At 68.0% G+C, this 22,580-nt stretch carries 20 protein-coding genes; 5 read left to right on the top strand and 15 right to left on the bottom strand.

Annotated features, from left to right (window positions below; all coding sequences use genetic code 11):
• The first annotated feature begins 92 nt into the window (after nt 1-92).
• From rbfA to AAG092_RS07000, 5 genes are all read left to right on the top strand, one after another.
• Nucleotides 93-470 carry a 30S ribosome-binding factor RbfA gene (gene rbfA / locus AAG092_RS07020; RefSeq protein WP_110680905.1) on the top strand — a complete coding sequence of 126 codons (378 nt, stop codon included), beginning with the start codon at nt 93-95 and terminating at the stop codon, nt 468-470.
• Nucleotides 471-472: 2 nt separating this feature from the next.
• Complete coding sequence (gene truB / locus AAG092_RS07015; RefSeq protein WP_110680906.1) at nt 473-1,393, top strand: tRNA pseudouridine(55) synthase TruB; 921 nt, start codon at nt 473-475, stop codon at nt 1,391-1,393.
• Nucleotides 1,394-1,536: 143 nt separating this feature from the next.
• A complete protein-coding gene (gene rpsO, locus AAG092_RS07010; RefSeq protein WP_011914369.1) occupies nt 1,537-1,806 on the top strand; it encodes a 30S ribosomal protein S15 in 270 nt (89 codons plus the stop codon).
• Between the two features lie 165 nt (nt 1,807-1,971).
• Nucleotides 1,972-4,077: a polyribonucleotide nucleotidyltransferase gene (gene pnp, locus AAG092_RS07005; RefSeq protein ID WP_110680907.1), complete on the top strand. Its 2,106-nt coding sequence runs from the start codon at nt 1,972-1,974 to the stop codon at nt 4,075-4,077.
• A 104-nt stretch (nt 4,078-4,181) separates the two neighbouring features.
• Nucleotides 4,182-5,597 carry a hypothetical protein gene (locus AAG092_RS07000; protein ID WP_373389116.1) on the top strand — a complete coding sequence of 472 codons (1,416 nt, stop codon included), beginning with the start codon at nt 4,182-4,184 and terminating at the stop codon, nt 5,595-5,597.
• 1 nt (nt 5,598) lies between these two features.
• Here the strand turns inward: AAG092_RS07000 and AAG092_RS06995 are convergent, their stop codons facing one another.
• The 15 genes from AAG092_RS06995 to AAG092_RS06925 all read right to left on the bottom strand — a co-directional run bounded on the left by AAG092_RS06995 (nt 5,599) and on the right by AAG092_RS06925 (nt 22,510).
• Nucleotides 5,599-7,053, bottom strand: a complete 1,455-nt coding sequence (locus AAG092_RS06995) for a rhomboid family intramembrane serine protease (protein WP_373389115.1) — start codon at nt 7,051-7,053, stop codon at nt 5,599-5,601.
• 18 nt (nt 7,054-7,071) lie between these two features.
• Nucleotides 7,072-7,365 carry a DUF2845 domain-containing protein gene (locus AAG092_RS06990; RefSeq protein ID WP_373389114.1) on the bottom strand — a complete coding sequence of 98 codons (294 nt, stop codon included), beginning with the start codon at nt 7,363-7,365 and terminating at the stop codon, nt 7,072-7,074.
• 29 nt (nt 7,366-7,394) lie between these two features.
• Complete coding sequence (locus AAG092_RS06985) at nt 7,395-7,694, bottom strand: DUF2845 domain-containing protein (RefSeq protein WP_110680911.1); 300 nt, start codon at nt 7,692-7,694, stop codon at nt 7,395-7,397.
• Nucleotides 7,695-7,745: 51 nt separating this feature from the next.
• Nucleotides 7,746-8,033, bottom strand: coding sequence for a DUF2845 domain-containing protein (locus AAG092_RS06980; RefSeq protein WP_373389112.1), 288 nt, complete (start codon nt 8,031-8,033; stop codon nt 7,746-7,748).
• A complete protein-coding gene (locus tag AAG092_RS06975) occupies nt 8,033-11,041 on the bottom strand; it encodes a DUF748 domain-containing protein (RefSeq protein WP_373389111.1) in 3,009 nt (1,002 codons plus the stop codon). The genes AAG092_RS06980 and AAG092_RS06975 overlap by 1 nt, the downstream gene beginning before the upstream one ends.
• A gap of 90 nt (nt 11,042-11,131) precedes the next feature.
• On the bottom strand, nt 11,132-12,145 hold the full coding sequence (locus tag AAG092_RS06970) for a class I SAM-dependent rRNA methyltransferase (protein ID WP_373389110.1): 1,014 nt from the start codon (nt 12,143-12,145) through the stop codon (nt 11,132-11,134).
• 215 nt (nt 12,146-12,360) lie between these two features.
• Nucleotides 12,361-13,539 (bottom strand): acetyl-CoA C-acetyltransferase, encoded by a 1,179-nt coding sequence (locus AAG092_RS06965; RefSeq protein WP_373389109.1) that lies wholly within the window; start codon nt 13,537-13,539, stop codon nt 12,361-12,363.
• A gap of 43 nt (nt 13,540-13,582) precedes the next feature.
• A complete protein-coding gene (locus tag AAG092_RS06960; RefSeq protein ID WP_373389108.1) occupies nt 13,583-14,482 on the bottom strand; it encodes an oxygenase MpaB family protein in 900 nt (299 codons plus the stop codon).
• Nucleotides 14,483-14,541: 59 nt separating this feature from the next.
• Entirely contained in the window at nt 14,542-16,479 is a 1,938-nt protein-coding gene (gene acs / locus AAG092_RS06955) for an acetate--CoA ligase (protein WP_373389107.1), read from the bottom strand.
• Between the two features lie 122 nt (nt 16,480-16,601).
• Nucleotides 16,602-18,266: a glucose-6-phosphate isomerase gene (pgi, locus tag AAG092_RS06950; RefSeq protein WP_373389106.1), complete on the bottom strand. Its 1,665-nt coding sequence runs from the start codon at nt 18,264-18,266 to the stop codon at nt 16,602-16,604.
• An 87-nt stretch (nt 18,267-18,353) separates the two neighbouring features.
• Nucleotides 18,354-18,734 carry an aspartate 1-decarboxylase gene (gene panD, locus AAG092_RS06945; RefSeq protein ID WP_110680919.1) on the bottom strand — a complete coding sequence of 127 codons (381 nt, stop codon included), beginning with the start codon at nt 18,732-18,734 and terminating at the stop codon, nt 18,354-18,356.
• An 82-nt stretch (nt 18,735-18,816) separates the two neighbouring features.
• Nucleotides 18,817-19,665 carry a pantoate--beta-alanine ligase gene (gene panC / locus AAG092_RS06940; protein WP_373389105.1) on the bottom strand — a complete coding sequence of 283 codons (849 nt, stop codon included), beginning with the start codon at nt 19,663-19,665 and terminating at the stop codon, nt 18,817-18,819.
• Nucleotides 19,662-20,462, bottom strand: coding sequence for a 3-methyl-2-oxobutanoate hydroxymethyltransferase (gene panB / locus AAG092_RS06935; protein ID WP_373389104.1), 801 nt, complete (start codon nt 20,460-20,462; stop codon nt 19,662-19,664). The genes panC and panB overlap by 4 nt, the downstream gene beginning before the upstream one ends.
• 150 nt (nt 20,463-20,612) lie before the next feature.
• Nucleotides 20,613-21,104 (bottom strand): 2-amino-4-hydroxy-6-hydroxymethyldihydropteridine diphosphokinase, encoded by a 492-nt coding sequence (gene folK, locus AAG092_RS06930; RefSeq protein WP_373389103.1) that lies wholly within the window; start codon nt 21,102-21,104, stop codon nt 20,613-20,615.
• The gene (locus AAG092_RS06925) at nt 21,104-22,510 is read right to left on the bottom strand and encodes a polynucleotide adenylyltransferase PcnB (RefSeq protein WP_373389102.1); all 1,407 of its coding nucleotides are present in this window, start codon (nt 22,508-22,510) and stop codon (nt 21,104-21,106) included. The genes folK and AAG092_RS06925 overlap by 1 nt, the downstream gene beginning before the upstream one ends.
• Nucleotides 22,511-22,580 lie beyond the last annotated feature (70 nt).

Raw genomic sequence — 22,580 nt, 5'->3', positions numbered from 1 at the left:
TTGCAACACGCGACGCCCGGCCCCGCATGTGCGCGGCCGGGCGTTTGCCGCTTTTGAGCCCGCACGCGAAGGCGGCGGGAGAGGTAGGAAAAATGGCCAAAGAATACAGCCGTACCCAGCGCATTGGTGACCAGATGCAGCGCGAGCTGGCGCAGATGATCCCGCGCGAGGTGCGCGACCCGCGCCTGGGCTTCGTCACCGTCACTGCCGTGGATGTCAGCCGCGACCTCGGTCACGCCAAGGTGTTCATCACCCTGATGGGCGAGAACGCTGCCGAGAAGATCAAGCTCAACCTGGAAATCCTCAACGAGGCCGCCGGCTACCTGCGCATGCTGCTGGGCAAGTCGATGAAGGTGCGCAGCGTGCCGCAGCTGCACTTCCACTTCGACGAGAGCATCTCGCGTGGCGTGCACCTGTCGGCGCTGATCGAGCGCGCCGTGGCCGAAGACAGCAAGCATCAGGACGATTGAGCGTGGCCCAGGTCAAACGTATCCGCCGCCAGGTCAGCGGCATTCTGGTGCTCGACAAGCCGCGTGGCATGAGCTCCAACCAGGCCCTGCAGAAGGTGCGCTGGCTGCTCAACGCCGAGAAGGCCGGGCACACCGGTAGCCTCGATCCGCTGGCCACCGGCGTGCTGCCGCTTTGCTTCGGCGAGGCGACCAAGTTCTCCCAGTACCTGCTGGACGCCGACAAGGGCTACGAGACCCTGGCCCAGCTCGGCGTCACCACCACCACCGGCGATGCCGAGGGCGAAGTCCTCGAGCGCCGCGAAGTGACCGTCGGTCGGGAGGCCGTGGAGGCTGTCCTGCCGCGTTTTCGTGGTGAAATCAAGCAGATACCGCCGATGTACTCGGCCCTGAAGAAGGACGGCCAGCCGCTCTACAAGCTGGCCCGCGCCGGCGAGGTAGTGGAGCGCGAGCCGCGATCTGTTACTATCGCGCGCCTGGATTTACTGGCCCTGGAGCAGGCGCAGCTGCGCCTGGCCGTAGCCTGCAGCAAGGGTACCTATATCCGTACCCTGGTCGAGGACATCGGCCAGCAGCTGGGCTGCGGTGCCCATGTGGCCGAGCTGCGGCGTACCCAGGCCGGGCCTTTCGGCCTGGCCCAGGCCATCAGCCTGGAGACGCTGGAGAAGGTCCATGCCGAAGGCGGCAGCGAGGCCCTCGATCAGTTCCTCCTGCCGGTGGACAGCGGCCTGGAGCACTGGCCGCTGCTGCAGCTGTCCGAGCACAGCGCCTACTACTGGCTGCACGGTCAGCCGGTGCGGGCGCCGGAAGCGCCCAAGTTCGGCATGCTGCGGGTGCAGGATCATACCGGCCGCTTCATCGGCATCGGTGAGGTGAGCGAGGACGGGCGCATCGCGCCCAAGCGTCTGATTTCGACCGGCGCCTAGCGTCGGCAGGCGCCCCGGGTTGCGGCTCGGGGCGATGGATTCGGTCGGTGCGACCGGAGCGAGGGTGGCTGTCAGCAGGCACGGTCATTCCTCTTTTTAAAACACGGGACTGGTTCCCGGCCTGTTCACTCAAGGAGCCCATCATGGCACTGAGCGTTGAAGAAAAAGCCCAGATCGTTAACGAGTACAAGCAAGCTGAAGGCGATACCGGTTCTCCGGAAGTGCAGGTTGCCCTGCTGACCGCCAACATCAACAAGCTGCAGGATCACTTCAAAGCCAACGGCAAAGACCACCACTCCCGTCGTGGCCTGATCCGCATGGTCAACCAGCGCCGCAAGCTGCTGGACTACCTGAAGGGTAAGGACACCACTCGTTACAGCGCCCTCATCGGTCGCCTGGGTCTGCGTCGCTAAGACGTGCACCTGAAGTGAGAAGCTGGGAGCACGGGGTTGCAGGACGGTTGATACCGGCCGGCGGCTTCGGGCTTCCAGCTTCTGGCTTTTCAGGGGTATGACAACGGGTCCGACTCCCGGCATTCCCCCCGATTTCCCCAAGGCAACAAAGAGAAGGAAAACACCGTGAATCCGGTTATCAAGCAATTCAAGTTCGGTCAGTCGACCGTCACCCTGGAAACCGGCCGCATCGCCCGCCAGGCCTCTGGCGCCGTGCTGGTCAGCATCGACAACGACGTCAGCGTGCTGGTCACCGTGGTCGGCGCCAAGCAGGCCGATCCGAGCAAGGGCTTCTTCCCGCTGTCCGTGCACTACCAGGAAAAGACCTATGCCGCCGGCAAGATCCCGGGTGGCTACTTCAAGCGTGAAGGCCGTCCGAGCGAGAAGGAAACCCTGACCTCGCGCCTGATCGACCGCCCGATCCGCCCGCTGTTCCCGGAAGGCTTCATGAACGAAGTGCAGGTCGTCTGCACCGTGGTCTCCACCAGCAAGAAGACCGATCCGGACATCGCCTCGATGATCGGTACCTCGGCCGCCCTGGCCATCTCCGGCATCCCGTTCAACGGCCCGATCGGCGCCGCCCGCGTGGCCTTCCACGAGGACACCGGTTACCTGCTGAACCCGAACTACGAGCAGCTGAAAGCCTCCAGCCTGGACATGGTGGTGGCCGGTACCGAGACCGCCGTGCTGATGGTCGAGTCCGAAGCCGACGAGCTGACCGAAGACCAGATGCTGGGCGCCGTGCTGTTCGCCCACCAGGAATTCCAGGCCGTGATCCAGGCCGTCAAGGAATTTGCCGCCGAAGCCGGCAAGCCGACCTGGAACTGGACCGCCCCGGCCGAGAACACCGCGCTGCTCAGCGCCATCAAGGCCGAGTTCGGCGAGGCCATTTCCCAGGCCTACACCATCACCATCAAGCAGGACCGCTACAACCGTCTGGACGAGCTGCGCGACCAGGTCGTGGCCAAGTTCTCCGGCGAGGAAGGCCAGCCGTCCGCCGGCGAGGTCAAGGATGCCTTCGGCCTGATCGAATACCGCACCGTGCGCGAGAACATCGTCAACGGCAAGCCGCGTATCGACGGTCGTGACACCCGTACCGTGCGCCCGCTGAAGATCGAAGTCGGCGTGCTGGACAAGACCCACGGCTCCGCCCTGTTCACCCGTGGCGAGACCCAGGCCCTGGTGGTCGCCACCCTCGGCACCGCCCGCGATGCCCAGCTGCTGGACACTCTGGAAGGCGAGAAGAAAGACCCCTTCATGCTGCACTACAACTTCCCGCCGTTCTCGGTGGGCGAGTGTGGCCGCATGGGCAGCGCCGGTCGCCGCGAGATCGGCCACGGCCGTCTGGCCCGCCGCGGTGTAGCCGCCATGCTGCCGAAGGGCGACGAGTTCCCCTACACCATCCGCGTGGTGTCGGAGATCACCGAGTCCAACGGTTCCTCCTCCATGGCCTCCGTGTGCGGCGCCTCCCTGGCGCTGATGGACGCCGGCGTGCCGATGAAGGCGCCGGTGGCCGGTATCGCCATGGGCCTGGTGCTGGAAGGCGAGAAGTTCGCCGTACTGACCGACATCCTGGGTGACGAAGACCACCTGGGCGACATGGACTTCAAGGTCGCCGGTACCGCCAAGGGCGTCACCGCCCTGCAGATGGACATCAAGATCCAGGGCATCACCGAGGAAATCATGGAGATCGCCCTGGGCCAGGCCCTGGAAGCCCGTCTGAACATCCTCGGCCAGATGAACCAGGTCATCTCCCAGTCGCGCAGCGAGCTGTCGGCCAACGCCCCGACCATGCTGGCGATGAAGATCGACCAGGACAAGATCCGCGACGTGATCGGCAAGGGCGGCGCCACCATCCGCGCCATCTGCGAAGAGACCAAGGCCTCGATCGACATCGAGGACGACGGTTCGATCAAGATCTTCGGCGAGACCAAGGAAGCGGCCGAGGCGGCCAAGCAGCGCGTGCTCGGCATCACCGCCGAGGCCGAGATCGGCAAGATCTACGTCGGCAAGGTCGAGCGCATCGTCGACTTCGGCGCCTTCGTCAACATCCTGCCGGGCAAGGACGGTCTGGTGCATATCTCGCAGATCAGCGATCAGCGCATCGACAAGGTCACCGACGTGCTCAAGGAAGGCCAGGAAGTGAAGGTCCTGGTGCTGGACGTGGACAACCGCGGCCGCATCAAGCTGTCGATCAAGGACGTCGCCGCAGCGGAAGCCTCGGGCGTCTAAGCCGAGACCATGCTGCAAAGGAGGGCCCTGCGGGGCCCTCTTTTTTTGCCCGCGGTTTGCCCCGACAATGGCGCCAAGTGCAGTACCCACAAGGACGTCAGGCGATGGAAATCAGCCACTGCCGCTATCACCCCGCGCAACCCGCCACCTGGCATTGCCCGCCCTGCCAGCGCGACTACGGCGATTGCTGCATCCCGCTGAATGCCGAGGCCCCCGAGCAGGATCCGAGCTGCCCGCTGTGCCATGGCCAGCTGCAGTTCCTCGGCGCGGCCAACACCGCGCAGCCCTTCTGGCAGCGCATCCCGGCCTTCTTCCGCTACGGCCTGCAGCCGGCTCCGCTGGCCTTCGCCGCCCTGCTGGGCCTGGCCAGCCTGTTCATGCCGCCCTGGAAGCTGCTGTGGCTGGCATTGTTCTGCGTCGCCACCAAGTACCTGCAGAGCGTGATCGAAAGCGCCAGCCTGGGCGCACGCGAGGCTCCCAGCCTGCGCGGGGCGCTGGATGGCGAGGGCTTCAGCCTGTTCTGGCGGCTGCTGGTGATCTTCTTCGTCGGCTTCGCCGTTGTCTGGCTGGCGGCCGACTTCGACAGCGAGGCGCTGTTCTGGGCGGCCACCCTTGGCGTGCAGCTGGTGCTGCCGGCCAGCATCATCCGCCTGGCCCTGGACAAGACCCTGGGCGCGGCGCTGAGTCCCGACCAGGTGGGGCTGGTGATCAAGGCCATGGGCTGGCGCTACCTGATCCTCTGGGCCTTCCTGTTCATTCTCTGGCAGTCGCCGGGCTGGGTCGCCTACATGCTGGCCGGCGGCCTGCCGCAGGTGGTGCTGGTGCCGCTGGCGACCCTGCTGTTCGGCTACTTCAGCGTGGTGATGTGCGCCATGATGGGCTATGCGGTGTTCCAGTATCAGGGCGCCCTGGGCTATGTGGCGGTGGAGGAGGGGGCGCCGCGCGGCCTGCCCGCCGAGGAGTATCGGCGGCGCCGGGCGCTGGCCGAGGCCGAGATTCGCCTCAAGGAGGGGCAGAGCGAGCGGGCCCTGGAGCTGCTGGCCCAGGCGCTGAACGGCATGCCCGATGACTTCGTCCTCAACGAGCGCTTCCATCGCCTGCTGTTCGGCCTGAATGCCCGCGAGCGCTGCCTGCGCCACCTGCAGCACTACCTGCCGCTGGCCGCGCGACTCAACCCGGCGCAGGCGGCCACGGCCCTGCTCAATGCCCGCCAGTTCAAGGCCGACTACCTGCCGGAGGATGCCCAGGTCTGCGAGCGGGTCGCCCAGGCGCTGCTGGAGCGGCACAAGACCCGCGAGGGCCTGAGCCTGTTGCGCAACCTGCATCGGCGCTTCCCCGACTATCCGCATATCCCGCGGGCCTACCTGCTGGCCGCGCGCGGCTTCGCCGAGGGGCTTGGCCAGGTGGAGCCGGCGCAGCAGCTGCTGGGCTACATTCGTGCGCGCTATCCACAGTCGCCGCTGCTCGGCGAGGTGGAGCGCCTGGAGGAAACCCTGCGCCGGCTGGCGGCGCAGGCCTGAATCAGCGCGCCAAGTGCTGCTGGAGCAGGGCCAGCTGGCGCGTCTGCTCGGCTTCCGGGTAACTGTCACGCAGGAAACGGCTGAGCTCGGTGACGCCGCGCAGGTCCCGGCCCTGGCCTAGCAGGCGCGCCAGCTGCAGGGTCAGCCCGGGGAGCTGGGCCGGGCGTTGCGCGCCCTGGCTCAGGCGCCGCCAGGCGCCCAGGGCACGCTGGCCCTCGCCGGCGCGGATCAGGGGGGCAAGCAGGTGCAGCTGCACGGCCGGGTGCAGCAGCAGGCGCTGCCCTTCCTCGCCGCTGTCGTCGGCGATGCGCCTGAGCAGTGGCAGGGCCTGCTGGCCGTCTGCCAGGGCGAACAGCTGCTTCAGCACGCTGCCGAGCAGCACCTTGTCCTGGCGTCCGCGGGCCACGGCATAGAGCCGCTCCAGCAGCTCCGCACGGCCCGGATAGCGATTCAGCAGCTCGGGCCCGCGGGCCGCGGCCTCGGCCAGGGCGAACTGGCCGAGCTGCCGGTCCAGCGCCACCAGCTCGCGCTTGAACGGTGCGTCCGGGTCTTGCTTGTGCAGGTAGGCTTCGTCCACCTTCAGGCGTCCACCCTGGCGCGGCAGCCAGACGGCCAGGAAGCCGGCCAGCAGGCCGCCTAGGTGGGCCAGGTAGTTGACGTTGTCCTCGGCCTGCAGCAGGCCGAACACTTCCTTGCCGATCCACACCGGCAGTATCCACAGGGCCGGCGCCTTGAAGTAGCCGATCAGCGGACCCAGCCAGTAGAAGAAGTTGATCCGCCGCAGGCCGAAGACACCGACGTACATGCCCATCAGCCCGGAAATGGCACCCGAGGCGCCCACGCCGGTGACCCAGGCCGGATCCACGGCCCACCACAGCAGGTGCGCGGCGACCCCACTGAGCAGGTAGAGGCCTAGGTAGGCCCAGCGGCCCAGGGCGATCTCCAGGGCGAAGCCGAAGATGAACAGGAACAGCATGTTGCCCAGCAGGTGCATGAAGTCGCCATGCAGGAACATGGCGCCGAACAGGCCTTCGAGGCTGAAGCGCGCCGGAACGAAACCGAAGCGGTAGGCACTGATGCGGTCACGGGCCCGTTCGGCCTTGTCGCGGGCTGCCTGCCAGGCCCGGTCGGCACGGAAGTCGGCACGCTGGTGCAGCTGCTGCTCGAACTCCAGGTCGTGGAGAATCCAGGCGGCCAGCTCCTGGCGGCGCAGGCCGTCGACATAGGCGCGCTGGTCACCGTCCAGCTGCTCGCGGCGGGCGACGTCCTCGAGGAACAGCGCCCGCTCGCGACCGAGCAGGCCGCCGTCCAGGTAGACCTGCACGGCCAGCGTACGGCGTTCCTCGTCGCCACCCTGGTAGGCGAAATAGATCAGGGTATTGAGCAGGATCAGCAGGAGGGTGATCAGCGGTGGCCGCTTCCAGTCCAGCGGGTGCTCGGCGGGAATGATCAGCATGCGCGGATGCCTTTGCGCTTAGCCGCGCCGACTGTCGATGCGCTTGAGCACGCCGCCTTCGATCAGCAGAAAGTACTGCATGCCGCCTTCGGGGGTGTAGACCCATTCCTCCTGCGGCACCTCGATGTTGTGCCGGTCGCTGACGACGTAGCCGACCACGCTCTTGCTGACCGGCTGGCCGCACTTGTTCAGTACTTCGACGCTGCGGTCGCCGGTGCTGGCGATGCCCTTGGCGCAGCGCAGCGAGTCGGCACGGGCATCCAGGCTGGCGATGGCCAGCAGGCCGGCGATAAGGGGGGCATGCAGTTTCATGAGGGTCATCCTTGAGTGACGAGCGGGCTTCAATTGCCCCGTTTGCTTTCGATCCTGACCAGGCGGTTACCCTCCAGGCGCAGGAAGTAGTACATGCCGCTGCGGGGCCCGTAGACCCACTCCTCGATGGCGACTTCGCTGAGGTAGCCGTAGTAGTCGCGCACTTCGCGATAGCCGAGCAGGTCCGCGCTGACCGGCTCGCCGCACTTGTCGCGGATTTCGCTGGCGAGATCGCCGGTGCTGATCAGGGCGCTGCCGCAGCGCAGGGTGGAACCGGCGTGGGCGGCGACGGGCAGCAGGGCGAGGCTGAGGATGAGCGCGCGGTACATCGGGGGCTCCGGGAGGCAACGGCGCCAGCCTACACCGGCGCCTCGCGGCTGTCAGCGGTTGCGTTTGCGCTCGATGCGGGTCAGGCGGTTGCCCTCGAAGGTGAGGATGCTGAGCATACCGTTGTCGGGGCCGTAGACCCACTCCTCGATCTTCAGCTCGCGGCGATCGTAGCCGCCGAGGGTGTAGCCCACCAGGTCACGGTAGGCCGGAACGCCGCACTTGCGCTCCACCTCGAAGGCGCGGTCGCCGACGCTGACCAGCTGGGTGCCGCAGCGCAGCGTCTCGGCCTGGGCGGCACCGGCCAGCAGTGCGCCGAGCAGCAGGGTCAGGCCGCGCATCACTGGCTGCCCAAATGCAGGGCCGTGGCGACCTGGCCATCGGCCTGGGCCTCGGCGAGGGCGACATCGAGCAGGTAGATGCGCTGGTCTTCCAGGCCACCACGCTCTACCAGGTAGTCCTTGATGCTGGCGGCGCGGGCCTGAGCGAGCTGGCGCAGCAGCAGTTCACTCTGGCCCCAGGACTGCAGCACGGCGTCGCGCATCTTCGCCGTGCGCTCCTCGTCCGGCAGCTCCTTCCACTCCGCTGGCGGCTGCTGCTTGAGGCGGCTGCGGTAGATGCCTTCCAGCAGCACCGACTTGTCGTCCTCGTCCACCACCAGCTCCGCGGGCTCGGCGGGGACCTGCTCGCCGCTGCGCTGGAGCATCTTGTACTGGGTGTTCTGGTACTCGCGCTCGAGGCGGGCGAGGGCCAGCGGCGGGCCGTCGCTGGCCTGGGCGCTCATGCCTTCGACCTCCAGGCGCAGCACCGGGCGCTCCTTGAGGGCAGCGGCCAGGGTGTCCAGGGCCTTCTGCGCACTGCCGTCGAGCTCGTCGCTGCCGGCGGCGAAGCGGATCTGGCTGAGGTCGGTATCGCTGCCGCCGACCAGCCCGGCGATGAACTTGAACGGCGCCTGGGCCGCGCGCAGCACCAGGTTGCGCAGGGTCTGCCAGACGATGGGCATGACGCTGAACTCGGGATTGTTGAGGTCGCCCTGCACCGGCAGCTGGATGTCGATATTGCCCTGGGTGTCCTTGAGCAGCGCCACGGCCAGGCGGATCGGCAGGTCCACGGCGTCCTTGCTGTCCACCTGCTCGCCCAGCTGCAGGTCTTCCAGCAACAGCTTGTTCTCGGCGTTCAGCTGGCCCTTCTCGATGCGGTAGTGCAGGTCGAGGTTGAGCCGGCCCTTGCGGATGCGGTAGCCGGCGAACTTGCCGGAGTAGGGGGTCAGGGTGGTCAGCTCGACATTCTTGAAGCTGGTGGCGATGTCGAGGCTGTTCATCGGGTCGAACGGCGTCAGCTGGCCCTTGATGCTGACCGGCGCGTACTTGTCGACCTTGCCCTTGATATCGACGCCGGCGGTTTTCGGGCTCTGGTTGTCGAGGGTACCGATCTGGCCGTTGAGCTGCTGAATGGCGGTGGCGAAGTTGGGCGTCAGGCTGAAGTCGGCGAAGTTGGCCGAGCCATCCTGGATGGCGATGCCGCCGATACGGATCGGCAGCGGCTTGCCGGCCGGCTCGGCCTTGGCATTGGGCTGCGCGGGCTGCGGGATCATCAGGTCGTTGACGTTGGTGGTCAGGTCTTCGTTGATGATGAAGCGCACGTAGGGCTGCTGCAGGTTGACCTTGCCAATGGCCAGGCCCTCGCCATGGCGATAGTCGAGGCCCTCGACGACCAGCTGCTGCCACTTGAGGAAGTCGCGCTCCTTGAGGGTGTCCAGGGTATGCAGCTGGTTGACCTCGGCCTTGCCGCCGATGCTGAAGGCCAGCGGCTCGACGCTCTTCAGGTCGACGGCCAGGTCGCTGCCGAGCAAGCCGCTACGCAGCTCCAGGCGCACGAAGGGGCTGATGTAGGCCTGCGCCAGGCGCAGGTCGATGTCGCGGGTGGCGACCTGCAGCTTGGCCCAGGTCGGGCTGATCTGCACCTGGCCGGCGACCTGGATCTGCCCGTTCTTGTTGACCCCGGTGTCCAGCTTGAGGCCGAAGGGCGAGGTACCCAGGCTGTCGAAGTCGCGGATGTCGAGGTTGAGCGGGGCCAGGTCGAGCTTGACCTCCTGTGCGCCGGCTGCGCGGTCGGCCAGGTGGATCTGGTACTCGCGCAGCTGCACGTCGCGCAGCAGCACCTGCCAGGGCTTGGCCGGCTCCTGTGGCTTTTCCGCGTTGGCACTCTGTTGCTGGGCGACGGGCTCGGCTTGTTCCGCACTAGCTGGTGCGGGCGCGGAACCGGTGCCACCTTCGCTCGGAGCCGGAGCCTCGGGCGCGGGAGGTTGTGCGGCGGCGGGCGTGGTCGATGGCGCCGGTTTGCTATGGCTGGCGAACAGTTTCTGCCAGTCCAGCTGGCCGTCCTTCTCGCGGGCCGCCCAGGTCTCCAGCTTCTGGCTGCGGATGGTGCCGATCACCACCTGCTGCTTGGCCAGGTCCAGGCTGGTGTCGCCGACTTCCAGGCGCTCCAGGCGCAGCAGGGGTTTGTCCTCCGGGCTCTTGATGGCGAAACGGGCGAGGGTGGCGCTGACCTGGCTCAGCTGCAGCTCGGTGCCCTTGGCCAGGTTCAGCGAATACTCGGTGCTGAGGTCGAGCACGCCGTCTTCCAGCACCAGCGGCACGGCGTCGCGCACGTAGGGCCAGACGCCCCTGAGCTGGCCGTCGCTGATCTTCAGCTGGCCTTTGGAGGCGATGGGGGAAAGGCTGACCTGGCCCTGCCAGTCGATGCGCCCGCCGCGCGGGCCGATGGCGACCATCTGCATGTCGGCGTTGTCGTCGGGCAGGGTGCTGAGGTTGGTCAGCTCCAGGTTCAGCGAGTCGTAGACGAACTCCACCGGCTCGCTCGGGCGCAGGTCCTCGAAGTGCAGGCCGTTCTCGATCAGGGCGATGCGGCCGATGCGCAGCGGGAAAGGCTCGCTCGGCTCTTCCGTAGCGGGCTTCTCCTCGGACGGCGGCAGCTTGAACAGGCCGGTCAGGTTGAGCGTGCCGTCCTTGGCGAACAGCACTTCGGTGTGGGCCTTTTCCAGCTCGATATCGGCCAGGTGCAGGGCGCCGCTCCACAGGCTGTCCAGCTGCAGGTTGGCATACAGGCGCTGGAAGGCGATCTGCGGCTGTTCCGCCTCGCCGATGTGCAGGCCCCAGAGCTGCAGCTCCAGGCTGAAGGGGTTGAGCTCGACGCGCGCGAGGTGCGCCGGAACGGTGGCCAGCTGCGCCAGCTGCTGGTTGGCGACCCGTTGCCCGATGCCGGGCAGGATCAGGAAGCCGAGCAGGCTATACAGGCCGAGGGCGATTGCCAGGGCGTAGGCGGTACGTTGCAATCCTTTGAGCATGGTACGGCGTCATCTTCCAGTCTGTGGAGCCTGGAGTATGGCATGGCCGTTGCCGCTTTGTGGGCCATCAGAGTGCCGCTGGCAGGTGCCTCAGAAGCGCAGGATCAGGGTCTTCAGCGGTGGCCTTCCATCGCGCGAGGGGAAGTCGGCGGCCGGCAGCAGCTGCGCGCAGTCGCGCACCGGCCGGCCGAGTTTCTCGGCGCAGCGCAGCACCTGGTTGCGCCACTCCTCCAGCTCGACTTTTGCCAGGTTGTTGCAACAGATCAGCACGCCGTCGTCGGCGATGGTGAGGATCGCCGGCTTGAGCAGGCTCTGGTAGTCGCGCAGCAGGTCGACGGTGCCGAAGGCGCTCTTGGCCCAGGCCGGTGGGTCGAGCAACACCAGGTCGAACTGCTGCTGTTGCAGGCGCGGGTAGCTCGGCAGTTTGTGCCCGCGGCGAGTGGCGATGGGCAGGCCGGCCAGCTGGCGGATGGCCGGGAAGTAGTCGGACTGCACGAAGTCCATGGCCAGGCCTGGGTTGAGCGCCAGATTCTCCCGGCCCACCGCCAGGTTGCCCTCGGCGAAGTCCAGGTTGAGCACCGCGCGCGCGCCGCCGGCCGCCGCGCACAGGCCGACGCCGCAGGTGTAGGCGAACAGGTTGAGCACGCGCTTGCCGGCGCTGTGGCGCTTGACCCAGCCGCGCGCCTCGCGCAGGTCGAGAAACAGCAGCGGGTCCTGCCCCGGATGGCGGCCGCGCACCCGGTAGTTGAGGCCCCACTCCCGGCCGATGCCGTCCTCCAGCGCCTCGGGCGTGGCCTGGTACACCGGATCGCGCCGGTCGATGCGCGAGTTGCCGCCGGAGCGGTCGTTGTAGACCAGCTGCAGGTCGAGGCCGAGGTGTTCGTTGACGGCAGCGTGCAGGTCGAGCAGTTCATCGTGCGCGAGGGGCTGGTGGAAGCTCTGCACCATCAGCTGCGCACCGTAGCGGTCGATGGTCAGGCCCGGAGCGCCTTCCTGGCTGCCATGGAACAGGCGGTAGCAGTCGGTCTGCTGCTGGTGCAGCTCGGCCAGCAGCGGCTGGCGAGCGTCGAGGGCGGCGCGCAGCGCCTGGTCGAGAGAGGACATGCGCGGCGTCTCGGAACGGGGAGGGCGCGCAGTTTACCAAGAAAAACGCCGGCTCTCGGCCGGCGCTAATCGGGGTAGCAGGAGCAATCGCGTCGCGAGCGCAGGTCAGGCTAGGCGAAAGCTGGCGAGGGCGCGGAGTTTACTTGTGTGTAAATGAGCAGCCCGAGCCTGCTTTCAATAATGTCTGATCAAGCGCAGCAGCGATTGACCTGCTATCAGCGTTCGATGGCCAGGGCCACGCCTTGCCCGCCGCCGATGCACAGGGTGGCCAGGCCTTTCTTGGCGTCACGCTTGATCATCTCGTGCAGCAGGGTCACCAGCACGCGGCAGCCGGAGGCGCCGATCGGGTGGCCGAGGGCGATGGCGCCGCCGTTGACGTTGACCTTGGCGGCATCCCAGCCCAGCTCCTTGCCCACCGACAGGGCCTGGGCGGCGAAGGCCTCGTTGGCCTCGATCAGGTCGAGGTCGGCCAGCTGCCAGCCGGCCTTGTCCAGGCAGCGGCGGGTGGCGGAGACCGGGCCGATGCCCATGATCGCCGGGTCGACGCCGGCGTTGGCATAGGCGGCGATCCGCGCCAGCACCGGCAGGCCGAGGGCCTTGGCCTTCGCGGCGCTCATCAGCAGCACGGCGGCGGCGCCGTCGTTGAGGCTGGAGGCGTTGCCGGCGGTGACGCTGCCGTCCTTCTTGAACGCCGGCTTGAGCTTGGCCAGGGCCTCGGCGGTGGTGCCGGCGCGCGGCTGCTCGTCGCTGGCGAAGCTGACCGGCTCGCCCTTGCGCGAGGGGATCAGGATCGGGGTGATCTCGTCGGCAAAGCGGCCGGCTTCGATGGCGGCCACGGCCTTCTGCTGCGAGGCGGCGGCGAAGGCGTCCTGCTCCTCACGGCTGATGCCGTACTTGTCCACCAGGTTCTCGGCGGTGATGCCCATGTGGTAGTCGTTGAAAGCATCCCACAGGCCATCCTGGATCATGCTGTCGATCAGCTTGCCGTGGCCCATGCGCTGGCCGGTACGGGCCGCAGGCATCACGTAGGGCGCCTGGCTCATGTTCTCCATGCCGCCGGCGATGATGACGTCGGCGTCGCCGCAGCGGATCGCCTGGGCGCCCAGGTGCAGGGCCTTGAGGCCCGAGCCGCAGACCTTGTTCAGGGTCATGGCCGGTACGGCATTCGGCAGGCCGGCCTTGATCGCGGCCTGGCGGGCGGTGTTCTGCCCGGCACCGGCGGTCAGCACGTGGCCGAGGATCACTTCGTCGACCTGGCTGCCGTCGAGGCCGGCCTGCTCCAGCAGGCGCTTGATCACGGCGGCGCCCAGGTCGACGGCGGGAACGCCGGCCAGGGAGCCCTGGAAGCTGCCGATGGCGGTGCGGGTGGCGGCAACTATGACAACGTCTTGCATGTTCATGTCCTCGATGCGGTTCAGGCTGTGACCGGAAAGGCGCTTATGGTCGCATAGCGGATTCTGACCGGCCAGCCACCAGCAGGCGGCGCCGGGCGCGCTGCGCCGCGCTGTTGTCGGCCACGGCCCAGCGCAACAGCTGGGCAGTGCGCTGCACGCTGGCGCGCAGCAGCGGGCGGCGCCAGGCCGGGACGCTCTCGCCGAGCAGGGCACTGGCCCAGGTGGGCAGCAGGTCGAAGCTGGCCTGCATCATCAGCCCGCCGAAGGGGCGGGCCAGCAGGCTGGGCATGGGTGCGGCGTGCAGCAGGCGCACCACTTCGCGGGTGCGCTCGTCGCAGCGCAGCTGGGGGCGCATCGCCGCGAGGTAGGCCGCGACCGCCTGGCGCGAATCGGGGACCTCCTGCGCGCCGAGGCGCCGGGCGATCAGCGCCACTTCGGCGTAGTAGCGGTCCTGCTCGGCGCCCGGCAGCTCGGGATTGCAGTAGCGCAGGTAGCCGTTGAGGAAGCAGTGCACCTCGGCCACGTGCACCCAGGTCAGCAGGGCCGGGTCGCTGGCGGCATAGGGGCGCCCATCGGGCGCCTGGCCCATCACCTGCTGGTGGATGCTGCGCACCTTGTCGATCAGGCGCTCGGCGTCCGCGACGCCGCCGTAGCTGGTGCCGGCGATGAACAGGCTGGTGCGACGCAGGCGGCCGATCAGGTCCTGACGGAAGTTGGAGTGGTCCCAGACCCCGGCCAGGGCCAGCGGATGCAGCATCTGCAGGAGCAGGGCGGCGATGCCGCCGACCATCATCGAGGTGAAGTCGGCGTGCACTTCCCAGACCATCGAGGCGGGCCCGAACAGGCCGGGGTCGCCTCGTGGCTGGTCGAGGTCGAGCTGGTTGAGCGAGGCGCCCGTGAGACTGTGCACCTGGGCGGCGATCTGGCGGCGGAGGCTTTCCATGGCCGCCAGTGTCGGTGCTGGCGCCGGGCGGAGCAAGCGGGGCAGGGCCCCGCCGCCACTCAGCGGTTGAGGCGCCGTTCGATCAGGCTGTCGACCACCGAGGGGTCGGCCAGGGTCGAGGTATCGCCCATGTTCTCCAGCTCGTTGCAGGCGATCTTGCGCAGGATGCGCCGCATGATCTTGCCCGAGCGGGTCTTGGGCAGGCCCGGTGCCCACTGGATCAGCTCCGGCTTGGCGAAGCTGCCGATCTCCTTGCCGACCAGGGCCAGCAGCTCCTTGGTCAGCGCCTCGCTCGGCTCGCTGCCTTTCATCAGGGTGACGTAGGCATAGATGCCCTGGCCCTTCACGTCGTGCGGGTAGCCGACCACCGCCGCCTCGGCCACCGCATCGTGCAGGACCAGGGCGCTCTCCACCTCGGCGGTACCGATGCGGTGGCCGGAGACGTTGATCACATCGTCGACGCGGCCGGTGATCCACCAGTAGCCGTCCTCGTCGCGGCGCGCGCCGTCGCCGGTGAAGTAGTAGCCGGGGTAGGGCTTGAAGTAGGTATCGATCATCCGCTGGTGGTCGCCGTAGACGCTGCGGATCTGGCTCGGCCAGCTGGCCTTGATCGCCAGCACGCCGGCGCCGGGGCCCTCGATTTCCTTGCCCTGTTCGTCGAGCAGCACCGGCTGCACACCGAAGAACGGCCGGGTCGCCGAGCCGGGCTTGAGGTCGGTGGCGCCGGGCAGCGGGGTGATCAGGATCGAGCCGGTCTCGGTCTGCCACCAGGTGTCGACGATCGGGCAACGGGTCTCGCCGACCACGTGGTAGTACCACTCCCAGGCTTCCGGGTTGATCGGCTCGCCCACCGAGCCGAGCAGGCGCAGGCTCGAGCGCGAGGTGGTCTTGACCGGGCCTTCGCCTTCGCGCATCAGCGCGCGCAGGGCAGTCGGCGCGGTGTAGAAGATGTTCACCTGGTGCTTGTCGATCACCTGCCAGAAGCGCGAGGCGTCCGGGTAGTTGGGCACGCCCTCGAACATCAGGGTAGTGGCGCCGTTGGCCAGCGGTCCGTAGACGATGTAGCTGTGCCCGGTGACCCAGCCGACGTCGGCGGTGCACCAGTAGATGTCGCCCTCGTGGTAGTCGAACACGTACTTGTGGGTCATGGCCGCGCCCAGCAGGTAGCCGCCGGTGGTATGCAGCACGCCCTTCGGCTTACCCGTGGAGCCCGAGGTGTAGAGGATGAACAGCGGGTCTTCGGCATCCATCGGCTCGGCCGGGCAGTCGCCGCTGGCCTCCTTGAGGGCCTGGTGGTACCAGAGGTCGCGGCCCTCCACCCAGGCGATCTCGCCCTGGGTGCGCTCGACCACCACCACGGTGGAGACGTTCGGGCAGCTCTGCAGGGCCTGGTCGACGTTGGCCTTGAGCGGAATGTACTTGCCGCCGCGCACGCCCTCGTCGGCGGTGATCACCGTGCGGCAGTCGGCATCGAGGATGCGGTCACGCAGGGCGTCCGGGGAGAAGCCGCCGAATACCACCGAGTGGATGGCGCCGATGCGTGCGCAGGCCAGCATGGCGTAGGCCGCTTCGGGGATCATCGGCATGTAGATGCACACCCGGTCGCCCTTCCGCACGCCACGGCTCTTCAGCACGTTGGCCAGGCGGCTGACGTTGTGGTGCAGCTTGTTGTAGGTGATGTGCGCCGACTCGGCCGGGTTGTCGCCTTCCCAGATGATGGCGATCTGTTCGCCGCGCTGCGGCAGGTGGCGGTCGATGCAGTTGTGGGCGACGTTGAGCCGGCCGCCGGCGAACCACTGCGCCTCGCCCTGGGCCAGGTCGCTGTGCTGCACGCGGTCCCAGGGCTTGAACCAGTCGAGGAACTGCCGGGCCTGCTCGCTCCAGAACGCGTCCGGCTGTTCGATGGACTGGCGGTAGAGCTGCTGGTACTGCTCGTTGTTCAGGTGGGCGCGCCGGCGCACCTCGTCCTTGACCGGGTGAAGGCTGATTTCGAACATGGCGGGTCCTTGTTGTTATCGTGCCGCGATGCCCGCTAGGGTGCATCCAAGCAGTTGCTTGGTTCAAGCCCCGGCCGCCCGAAAGCGCAGAGCCCGGCGCTGGGCCGGGCTCTGCGGGGCGATCAGCCGCGATGACGGCCGCGGAAGAAGTCGATCAGGCCCTGGGTCGAGGCGTCCTCGGCCGGCGGCTGGTCCCAGCCGGTGAGGCGCTGGTAGACGCCCTTGCCGAGCTCCTTGCCCAGTTCCACGCCCCACTGGTCGAAGGCGTTGATGCCCCAGATCACGCTCTGCACGAACACCTTGTGCTCGTACATGGCCACCAGCGCACCCAGGCGCCGCGGGCTGATGCGCTCCAGCACCAGGGTATTGCTCGGCCGGTTGCCCGGAATCACCTTGTGCGGCGCCAGGCGCTGCACTTCGTCCTCGCCCAGGCCGCGGGCACGCAGCTCGGCCTCGGCCTCGGCGCGGGTCTTGCCGAGCATCAGCGCCTGGCTCTGCGACAGGCAGTTGGCGTACAGCCACTGGTGATGGTCGGCGACCGGGTTGTAGCTGACCACCGGCACGATGAAGTCCGCCGGAATCAGCGCGGTGCCCTGGTGCAGCAGCTGGTGATAGGCGTGCTGGCCGTTGCAGCCGACGCCGCCCCAGATCACCGGGCCGGTCTCGGTGCTGACCGGGCTGCCGTCCTGGCGCACGCTCTTGCCGTTGGATTCCATGTCCAGCTGCTGCAGGTGCTTGGTGATGTTGCGCAGGTAGTGGTCGTACGGCAGGATGGCGTGGCTCTGCGCGCCCCAGAAGTTGCCGTACCAGACGCCGAGCAGGGCCAGCAGCACCGGCATGTTCTTCTCGAACGCGGTGCTGCGGAAGTGCGTGTCCATGCTGTAGGCGCCGGAGAGCAGCTCCTTGAAGTTGGACATGCCGATGGCCAGGGCGATCGGCAGGCCGATGGCCGACCACAGCGAGTAGCGCCCGCCGACCCAGTCCCACATGGGGAAGACATTCTTCTCGCGGATGCCGAAGGCGATGGCCGCTTCCTTGTTGCTAGTCACCGCGATGAAGTGGCGGTACAGGCGCTCCTCGGTACCGCCGCGGGCCAGGTACCAGGTGCGCGCGGCCTGGGCGTTCTTCAGGGTTTCCAGGGTTCCGAAGGATTTCGACGAGACGATGAACAGGGTGGTCTCGGCATTCAGCTTGGCGGCCAGTTCGTGGAACTCGCTGCCATCGATATTGGCCAGGTAATGGCAGCGCACGCCGTGCTGGGTGAAGGGCAGCAGCGCCTCGGAGACCAGCTGCGGGCCGAGGAAGGAGCCGCCGATGCCGATGTTGACCACGTCGGTGATGGCCTTGTCGCTGTAGCCGCGCCACATGTTGCTGTGGATGCGCCCGACCAGGTCGGTCATCTGGTTGAGCACGCGGTGCACTTCCGGCATCACGTTGACGCCGTCTACCTTGACGCAGTCGCCGATCGGTCGGCGCAGGGCGGTGTGCAGCGCCGGGCGGCCTTCCGAGACGTTGACCCGCTCGCCATTGAACAGCGCCTCGATGGCCTCCTGCAGGCCGGCCTCGCGGGCCAGGTCGACCAGCAGGGCGCGGGTCTGCTCGCTGAGCAGGTTCTTCGAGTAGTCGAGGAAGATGCCGCTGGTGCTCATGGAGAAGCGCTCGAAGCGCTGCGCATCGCTGGCGAAGGCCTCGCGCATGCTGAAGCCCTGCATGGCCTGGCGGTGCTGGAGCAGGGCCTGCCAGGCGGGCAGGGTGGTGACGTCGAGCGGCTGCTGATGGTACGCCATGGGCGGCAAATTCCTTGTTGTGCGGCGTTTCGGGCATTAAAAAGCCCGGCAGGTTCCGGGCTTGGAGTTTAGCGGTACGTGGCGGCGTCAGGCGACCTGTACCGGAATCGCATTGCTGGTGTGGCTCAGCTCGCCACCTTCGCCCATGTACAGCACGCGCGGCTGGAAGTTGGCCAGCTCGGCCTCGCTGTAGTGGGCATAGGCGCAGATGATCACGCGCTGGCCGACGCCGGCCTTGTGCGCGGCGGCGCCGTTGACCGAGATGATCCGCGAGCCTTCCTCGCCACGGATGGCGTAGGTGGTGAAGCGCTCGCCGTTGTCCACGTTGTAGATCTGGATCTGCTCGTACTCGCGAATGCCGGCCAGGTCCAGCCACTCGCCGTCGATGGCGCAGGAGCCTTCGTAGTCGAGCACCGCGTGGGTGACGATGGCGCGGTGCAGCTTGGCCTTGAGCATGATGGCGTGCATGGCGGAGGCTCCTGTAGGGAAATCGGCGGCGGCAGAGTGTGCCCGAAGCCCCGAGGGGCTTCAAGGCCGGTGGTCGCGCGGGTTACAGCTCGAAGGCCAGGTTGTCGATCAGGCGCGTGGTGCCGAGGAAGGCGGCGGCCAGGATCACCAGCTGGCGGTCCTCGGCGGTTGCCGGACGCAGGCTGTTGGCCTCGCGGATCTCCAGGTAGTCGGGGCGCAGGCCGGCGTCCGCCAGGCGGGCCTTGCCGCTGTCGATCAGCCGGGCGAAGTCGCGCTCGCCACTGTGGATGGAGGCGGCCAGCTGTTGCAGGGTGGCATACAGGGCCGGCGCCTGCGCGCGTTGCTCGGCGCTCAGGTAGCCGTTGCGCGAGGACAGGGCCAGGCCGTCCTCGGCGCGCACGGTCGGCTCGCCGATGATCTGGATCGGCATGTTCAGGTCGCGCACCAGGGTGCGGATCACCGCCAGCTGCTGGAAGTCCTTCTCGCCGAACACGGCGAGGTCCGGCTGGACCATGTTGAACAGCTTGGTCACCACGGTGGCGACGCCCTCGAAGTGACCGGGGCGGCTGGCGCCGCACAGACCCTCGGAAACGCCGGGCACGCTGACCCGGGTCTGGCCGTCCTGGCCGTGGGGATACATCTCCTCCACGTCCGGGTGGAACAGCAGGTGGCAGCCGGCGGCGACCAGCTTGTCCTGGTCGGCCACGAGGGTGCGCGGGTACTTGGCCAGGTCTTCGCTGGGGCCGAACTGCAGCGGGTTGACGAAGATGCTGGCGACCACGAAGTCGGCGCGCTGGCCAGCCTTCTCCACCAGGGCGACGTGGCCCTCGTGCAGGTTGCCCATGGTCGGCACGAAGGCGATGCGCTTGCCTTCGCCACGCGCGCGCGCCACGGCGGCGCGCAGTTCGAGTACGGTTTTGACGGTGTTCATGCGGAGAATCCGTGTTCCTCGGCGGGGAAGCTGGCGTCCTTCACGGCGCGTACATAGGCGGCGAAGGCGGCCTGCACGCTGGGCTGGCCTGCCATGAAGTTCTTCACGAACTTCGGCGTACGCCCGGTCAGCGACAGGCCGAGCAGGTCGTGCATCACCAGCACCTGGCCGTCGGTGGCATTGCCCGCGCCGATGCCGATCACCGGGATCTTCACCGACTGGCTGATCTCGGCGGCCAGCTCGCTGGGCACGCACTCGAGCAGCAGCATGGCCGCGCCGGCCTGTTCCAGGGCCATGGCGTCGGCGCGCAGCTGGCGTGCGGCGGCGTCGCCACGGCCCTGCACCTTGAAGCCGCCGAACACGTTGACCGCCTGCGGGGTCAGGCCCAGGTGGGCGCACACCGGTACGCCGCGCTCGGCCAGCTGGCGGATCGGCTCGGCCAGCCAGCCGGCGCCTTCCAGCTTGACCATGTGGGCGCCGGCCTGCATCACCGTGGCGCAGCTGGCGAAGGTCTGCTCCAGGGTGGCGTAGGCCATGAACGGCAGGTCGGTGAGGATCAGCGCGCCCTGGTTGCCACGCTTCACCGCGGCGGTGTGGTAGGCCATATCGGCCAGCGACACCGGCAGGGTGCTGTCGTGGCCCTGCAGGACCATGCCGAGGGAGTCGCCCACCAGCAGCACTTCCACCCCGGCCTGGCAGGCTGCCTGGGCGAAGGTGGCGTCGTAGGCGGTCAGCATGGCGATCTTTTCGCCCTTCTGCTTCATGCCCAGCAGGGTGCTTACGGTTACATCAGGCATCGGAGAGTCCTCATCAGCGGGCCGTTTCGCGGCGCTTGTGGCGCCTCTGCTCGGCCTCTTGGGCAGCGCTGTCTGTGCTGCCTCGGGGCAACGGGACGCCTATAGTCCCGATGGGGGGGCGTGAAGTCAATCGCGGGTGTTACCGCGCTGTTACGGCGTTACCAGGCGCTCCAGGCCCGCATAGGGACAGGCGGCGAGCAGTTCCGGCAGGCGGCGGCCGTCCGGCAGCTGCAGGTCGGCCGGGGCGATCTCGGCCAGCGGGTAGAGGACGAAGGCGCGGGCGTGCATGTGGTAGTGCGGCACGGTCAGGCGCTCCTCGGCGAGCAGGCGTGAGCCGAACAGCAGGATGTCCAGGTCCAGGGTGCGCGGGCCCCAGCGCTCGGCCTTGCGCTCGCGGCCCTGTTCCAGCTCGATGCGCTGCAGGGCGTCGAGCAGCTGCAGCGGTGCCAGCTCGGTGTCCAGCGCGGCCACGGCATTGACGTAGCGCGGCTGGTCGGGCGGGCCCAGCGGGTCGCTGGCATAGAAGGAGGAGGTGGCCGCCAGGCGGCTGGCCGGCAGTTCGGCAAGCGCGGCCAGCGCCGCCCGCAGCTGCTGGAGCGGCTCGGCCAGGTTACTGCCGAGGCCGATATAGACCCTTTCCATCATTCCCCGGCCGGCGCGTCGCTGCGCGGACCGCGGCGGCGGTTGCGCCCGCCGCGGCGGCGCTTGCGTGCCGGCGCGCTGTCGTCGCCGTCATCCGCGCGGCTGCTGAGGTCGCGGATCATGGCGCGGCGTTCGCTATCGCTGGCGTCCTGGTAGTCGGTCCACCAGTCGCCCAGGCCGCCGGTCTGCTCGCCGGCCTCTTCGCGCAGCAGGAGGAAGTCGTAGCCGGCGCGGAAGCGCGGGTTCTCCAGCAGCAGGTCGGCACGCTTGCCCTGGCGCCGTGGCAGGCGCTCCTGCATGTCCCAGATCTCGCGGATCGGGATGGTGAAACGCTTGGGCACGGCGATGCGCTTGCACTGCTCGACGATCAGGTCGTGGGCCGCTTCCTGCATCGCCGGGATCGGCGGCATGCCGCGCTCCTGCAGCTGCGCGGCGCGCGCCGGCAGGGCCGGCCAGAGCAGGGCGGCGAAGAGGAAGGCGGGGGTCACCGGCTTGCCCTGGGCGATGCGTTCGTCGGTGTTGGCCAGGGCCTGGCGGATCAGCTCGCCGGCATAGTCGGGATTGCGCTCCAGGGCGCGGGCGCTGGCCGGGAACAGCGGGGCGAACAGGTCGTACTCGAGCAGCAGTTCGAAGGTGCGCTCGGCGTAGCCGGCGAGGAACAGCTTGAGCACCTCGTCGAACAGGCGCGCGGCAGGGATGTCGCGCAGCATCGGCGCCAGGCGGCGGATCGGCGCGGCGCTGTGTTTCTCGATGTCGAAGTCCAGCTTGGCGGCGAAGCGCACGGCGCGCAGCATGCGTACCGGGTCTTCCAGGTAGCGCTGCTCGGGGTCGCCGATCAGGCGGATCAGGCGGTTGCGAATGTCGTGCACGCCGTGGGCGTAGTCCAGCACGCGCTCGCCGCTGACGTCGAAGTACAGGGCGTTGATGGTGAAGTCGCGGCGCTGGGCATCGCTCTCCTGGCTGCCGTAGACGTTGTCGCGCAGGATGCGCCCGCTCTCGTTACGGGCGGACTGGTGGCTGTCTTCCTCGTCGTCGCCTTGCGGGTGGTTGCTGCGGAAGGTCGCCACCTCGATGATCTCGCGGCCGAAATGCACATGCGCCAGCTTGAAGCGGCGGCCGATCACCCGGGCGTTGCGGAACTCGGCCCGTACCTGCTCGGGGGTGGCGCTGGTGGCCACGTCGAAGTCCTTGGGTTGCACGCCGATCAGCAGGTCACGTACGCAGCCGCCGACCAGATAGGCCTGGTAGCCGGCGTTCTGCAGGCGCTCCACCACGTTTACCGCATTGCGGCTGAACTGGCTGCGTTGCAGGGAATGCTGGCGCGGGCCGAGAATTTCCGGCGTGCTGCGGGGGCGGGCTTGGCGCTTGAGAGGTGAGCGGAACGACTTGAACAGCTTTTTCAGCATGGGATGCACTGTTTGCAGGGATAGGCGGCCACAATTGCAGATCGCCGCAGGATTGGCGCGGATTCTAGCA

This window comes from Pseudomonas alcaligenes (genome assembly GCF_041729615.1).
In the GTDB taxonomy this organism is placed as follows: Bacteria; Pseudomonadota; Gammaproteobacteria; order Pseudomonadales; family Pseudomonadaceae; genus Aquipseudomonas; species Aquipseudomonas alcaligenes_B.
This window is presented reverse-complemented; position numbering and strand designations above follow the sequence as displayed.

Excerpts from the sequence above, each read along its gene's own strand:
- rbfA (WP_110680905.1), top strand. The coding sequence starts at position 93 with ATGGCCAAAGAATACAGCCGTACCCAGCGCATTGGTGACCAGATGCAG.
- AAG092_RS06970 (WP_373389110.1), bottom strand. The coding sequence starts at position 12,145 with ATGTCCTCTCTCGACCAGGCGCTGCGCGCCGCCCTCGACGCTCGCCAG.
- rpsO (WP_011914369.1), top strand. The coding sequence starts at position 1,537 with ATGGCACTGAGCGTTGAAGAAAAAGCCCAGATCGTTAACGAGTACAAG.
- panD (WP_110680919.1), bottom strand. The coding sequence starts at position 18,734 with ATGCACGCCATCATGCTCAAGGCCAAGCTGCACCGCGCCATCGTCACC.
- AAG092_RS06975 (WP_373389111.1), bottom strand. The coding sequence starts at position 11,041 with ATGCTCAAAGGATTGCAACGTACCGCCTACGCCCTGGCAATCGCCCTC.
- AAG092_RS06960 (WP_373389108.1), bottom strand. The coding sequence starts at position 14,482 with ATGGAAAGCCTCCGCCGCCAGATCGCCGCCCAGGTGCACAGTCTCACG.
- AAG092_RS06990 (WP_373389114.1), bottom strand. The coding sequence starts at position 7,365 with ATGAAACTGCATGCCCCCCTTATCGCCGGCCTGCTGGCCATCGCCAGC.
- panC (WP_373389105.1), bottom strand. The coding sequence starts at position 19,665 with ATGAACACCGTCAAAACCGTACTCGAACTGCGCGCCGCCGTGGCGCGC.
- panB (WP_373389104.1), bottom strand. The coding sequence starts at position 20,462 with ATGCCTGATGTAACCGTAAGCACCCTGCTGGGCATGAAGCAGAAGGGC.
- AAG092_RS06985 (WP_110680911.1), bottom strand. The coding sequence starts at position 7,694 with ATGTACCGCGCGCTCATCCTCAGCCTCGCCCTGCTGCCCGTCGCCGCC.
- AAG092_RS06965 (WP_373389109.1), bottom strand. The coding sequence starts at position 13,539 with ATGCAAGACGTTGTCATAGTTGCCGCCACCCGCACCGCCATCGGCAGC.
- pgi (WP_373389106.1), bottom strand. The coding sequence starts at position 18,266 with ATGGCGTACCATCAGCAGCCGCTCGACGTCACCACCCTGCCCGCCTGG.
- AAG092_RS06925 (WP_373389102.1), bottom strand. The coding sequence starts at position 22,510 with ATGCTGAAAAAGCTGTTCAAGTCGTTCCGCTCACCTCTCAAGCGCCAA.
- AAG092_RS07000 (WP_373389116.1), top strand. The coding sequence starts at position 4,182 with ATGGAAATCAGCCACTGCCGCTATCACCCCGCGCAACCCGCCACCTGG.
- AAG092_RS06995 (WP_373389115.1), bottom strand. The coding sequence starts at position 7,053 with ATGCTGATCATTCCCGCCGAGCACCCGCTGGACTGGAAGCGGCCACCG.
- acs (WP_373389107.1), bottom strand. The coding sequence starts at position 16,479 with ATGTTCGAAATCAGCCTTCACCCGGTCAAGGACGAGGTGCGCCGGCGC.
- AAG092_RS06980 (WP_373389112.1), bottom strand. The coding sequence starts at position 8,033 with ATGCGCGGCCTGACCCTGCTGCTCGGCGCACTGCTGGCCGGTGCCGCC.
- folK (WP_373389103.1), bottom strand. The coding sequence starts at position 21,104 with ATGGAAAGGGTCTATATCGGCCTCGGCAGTAACCTGGCCGAGCCGCTC.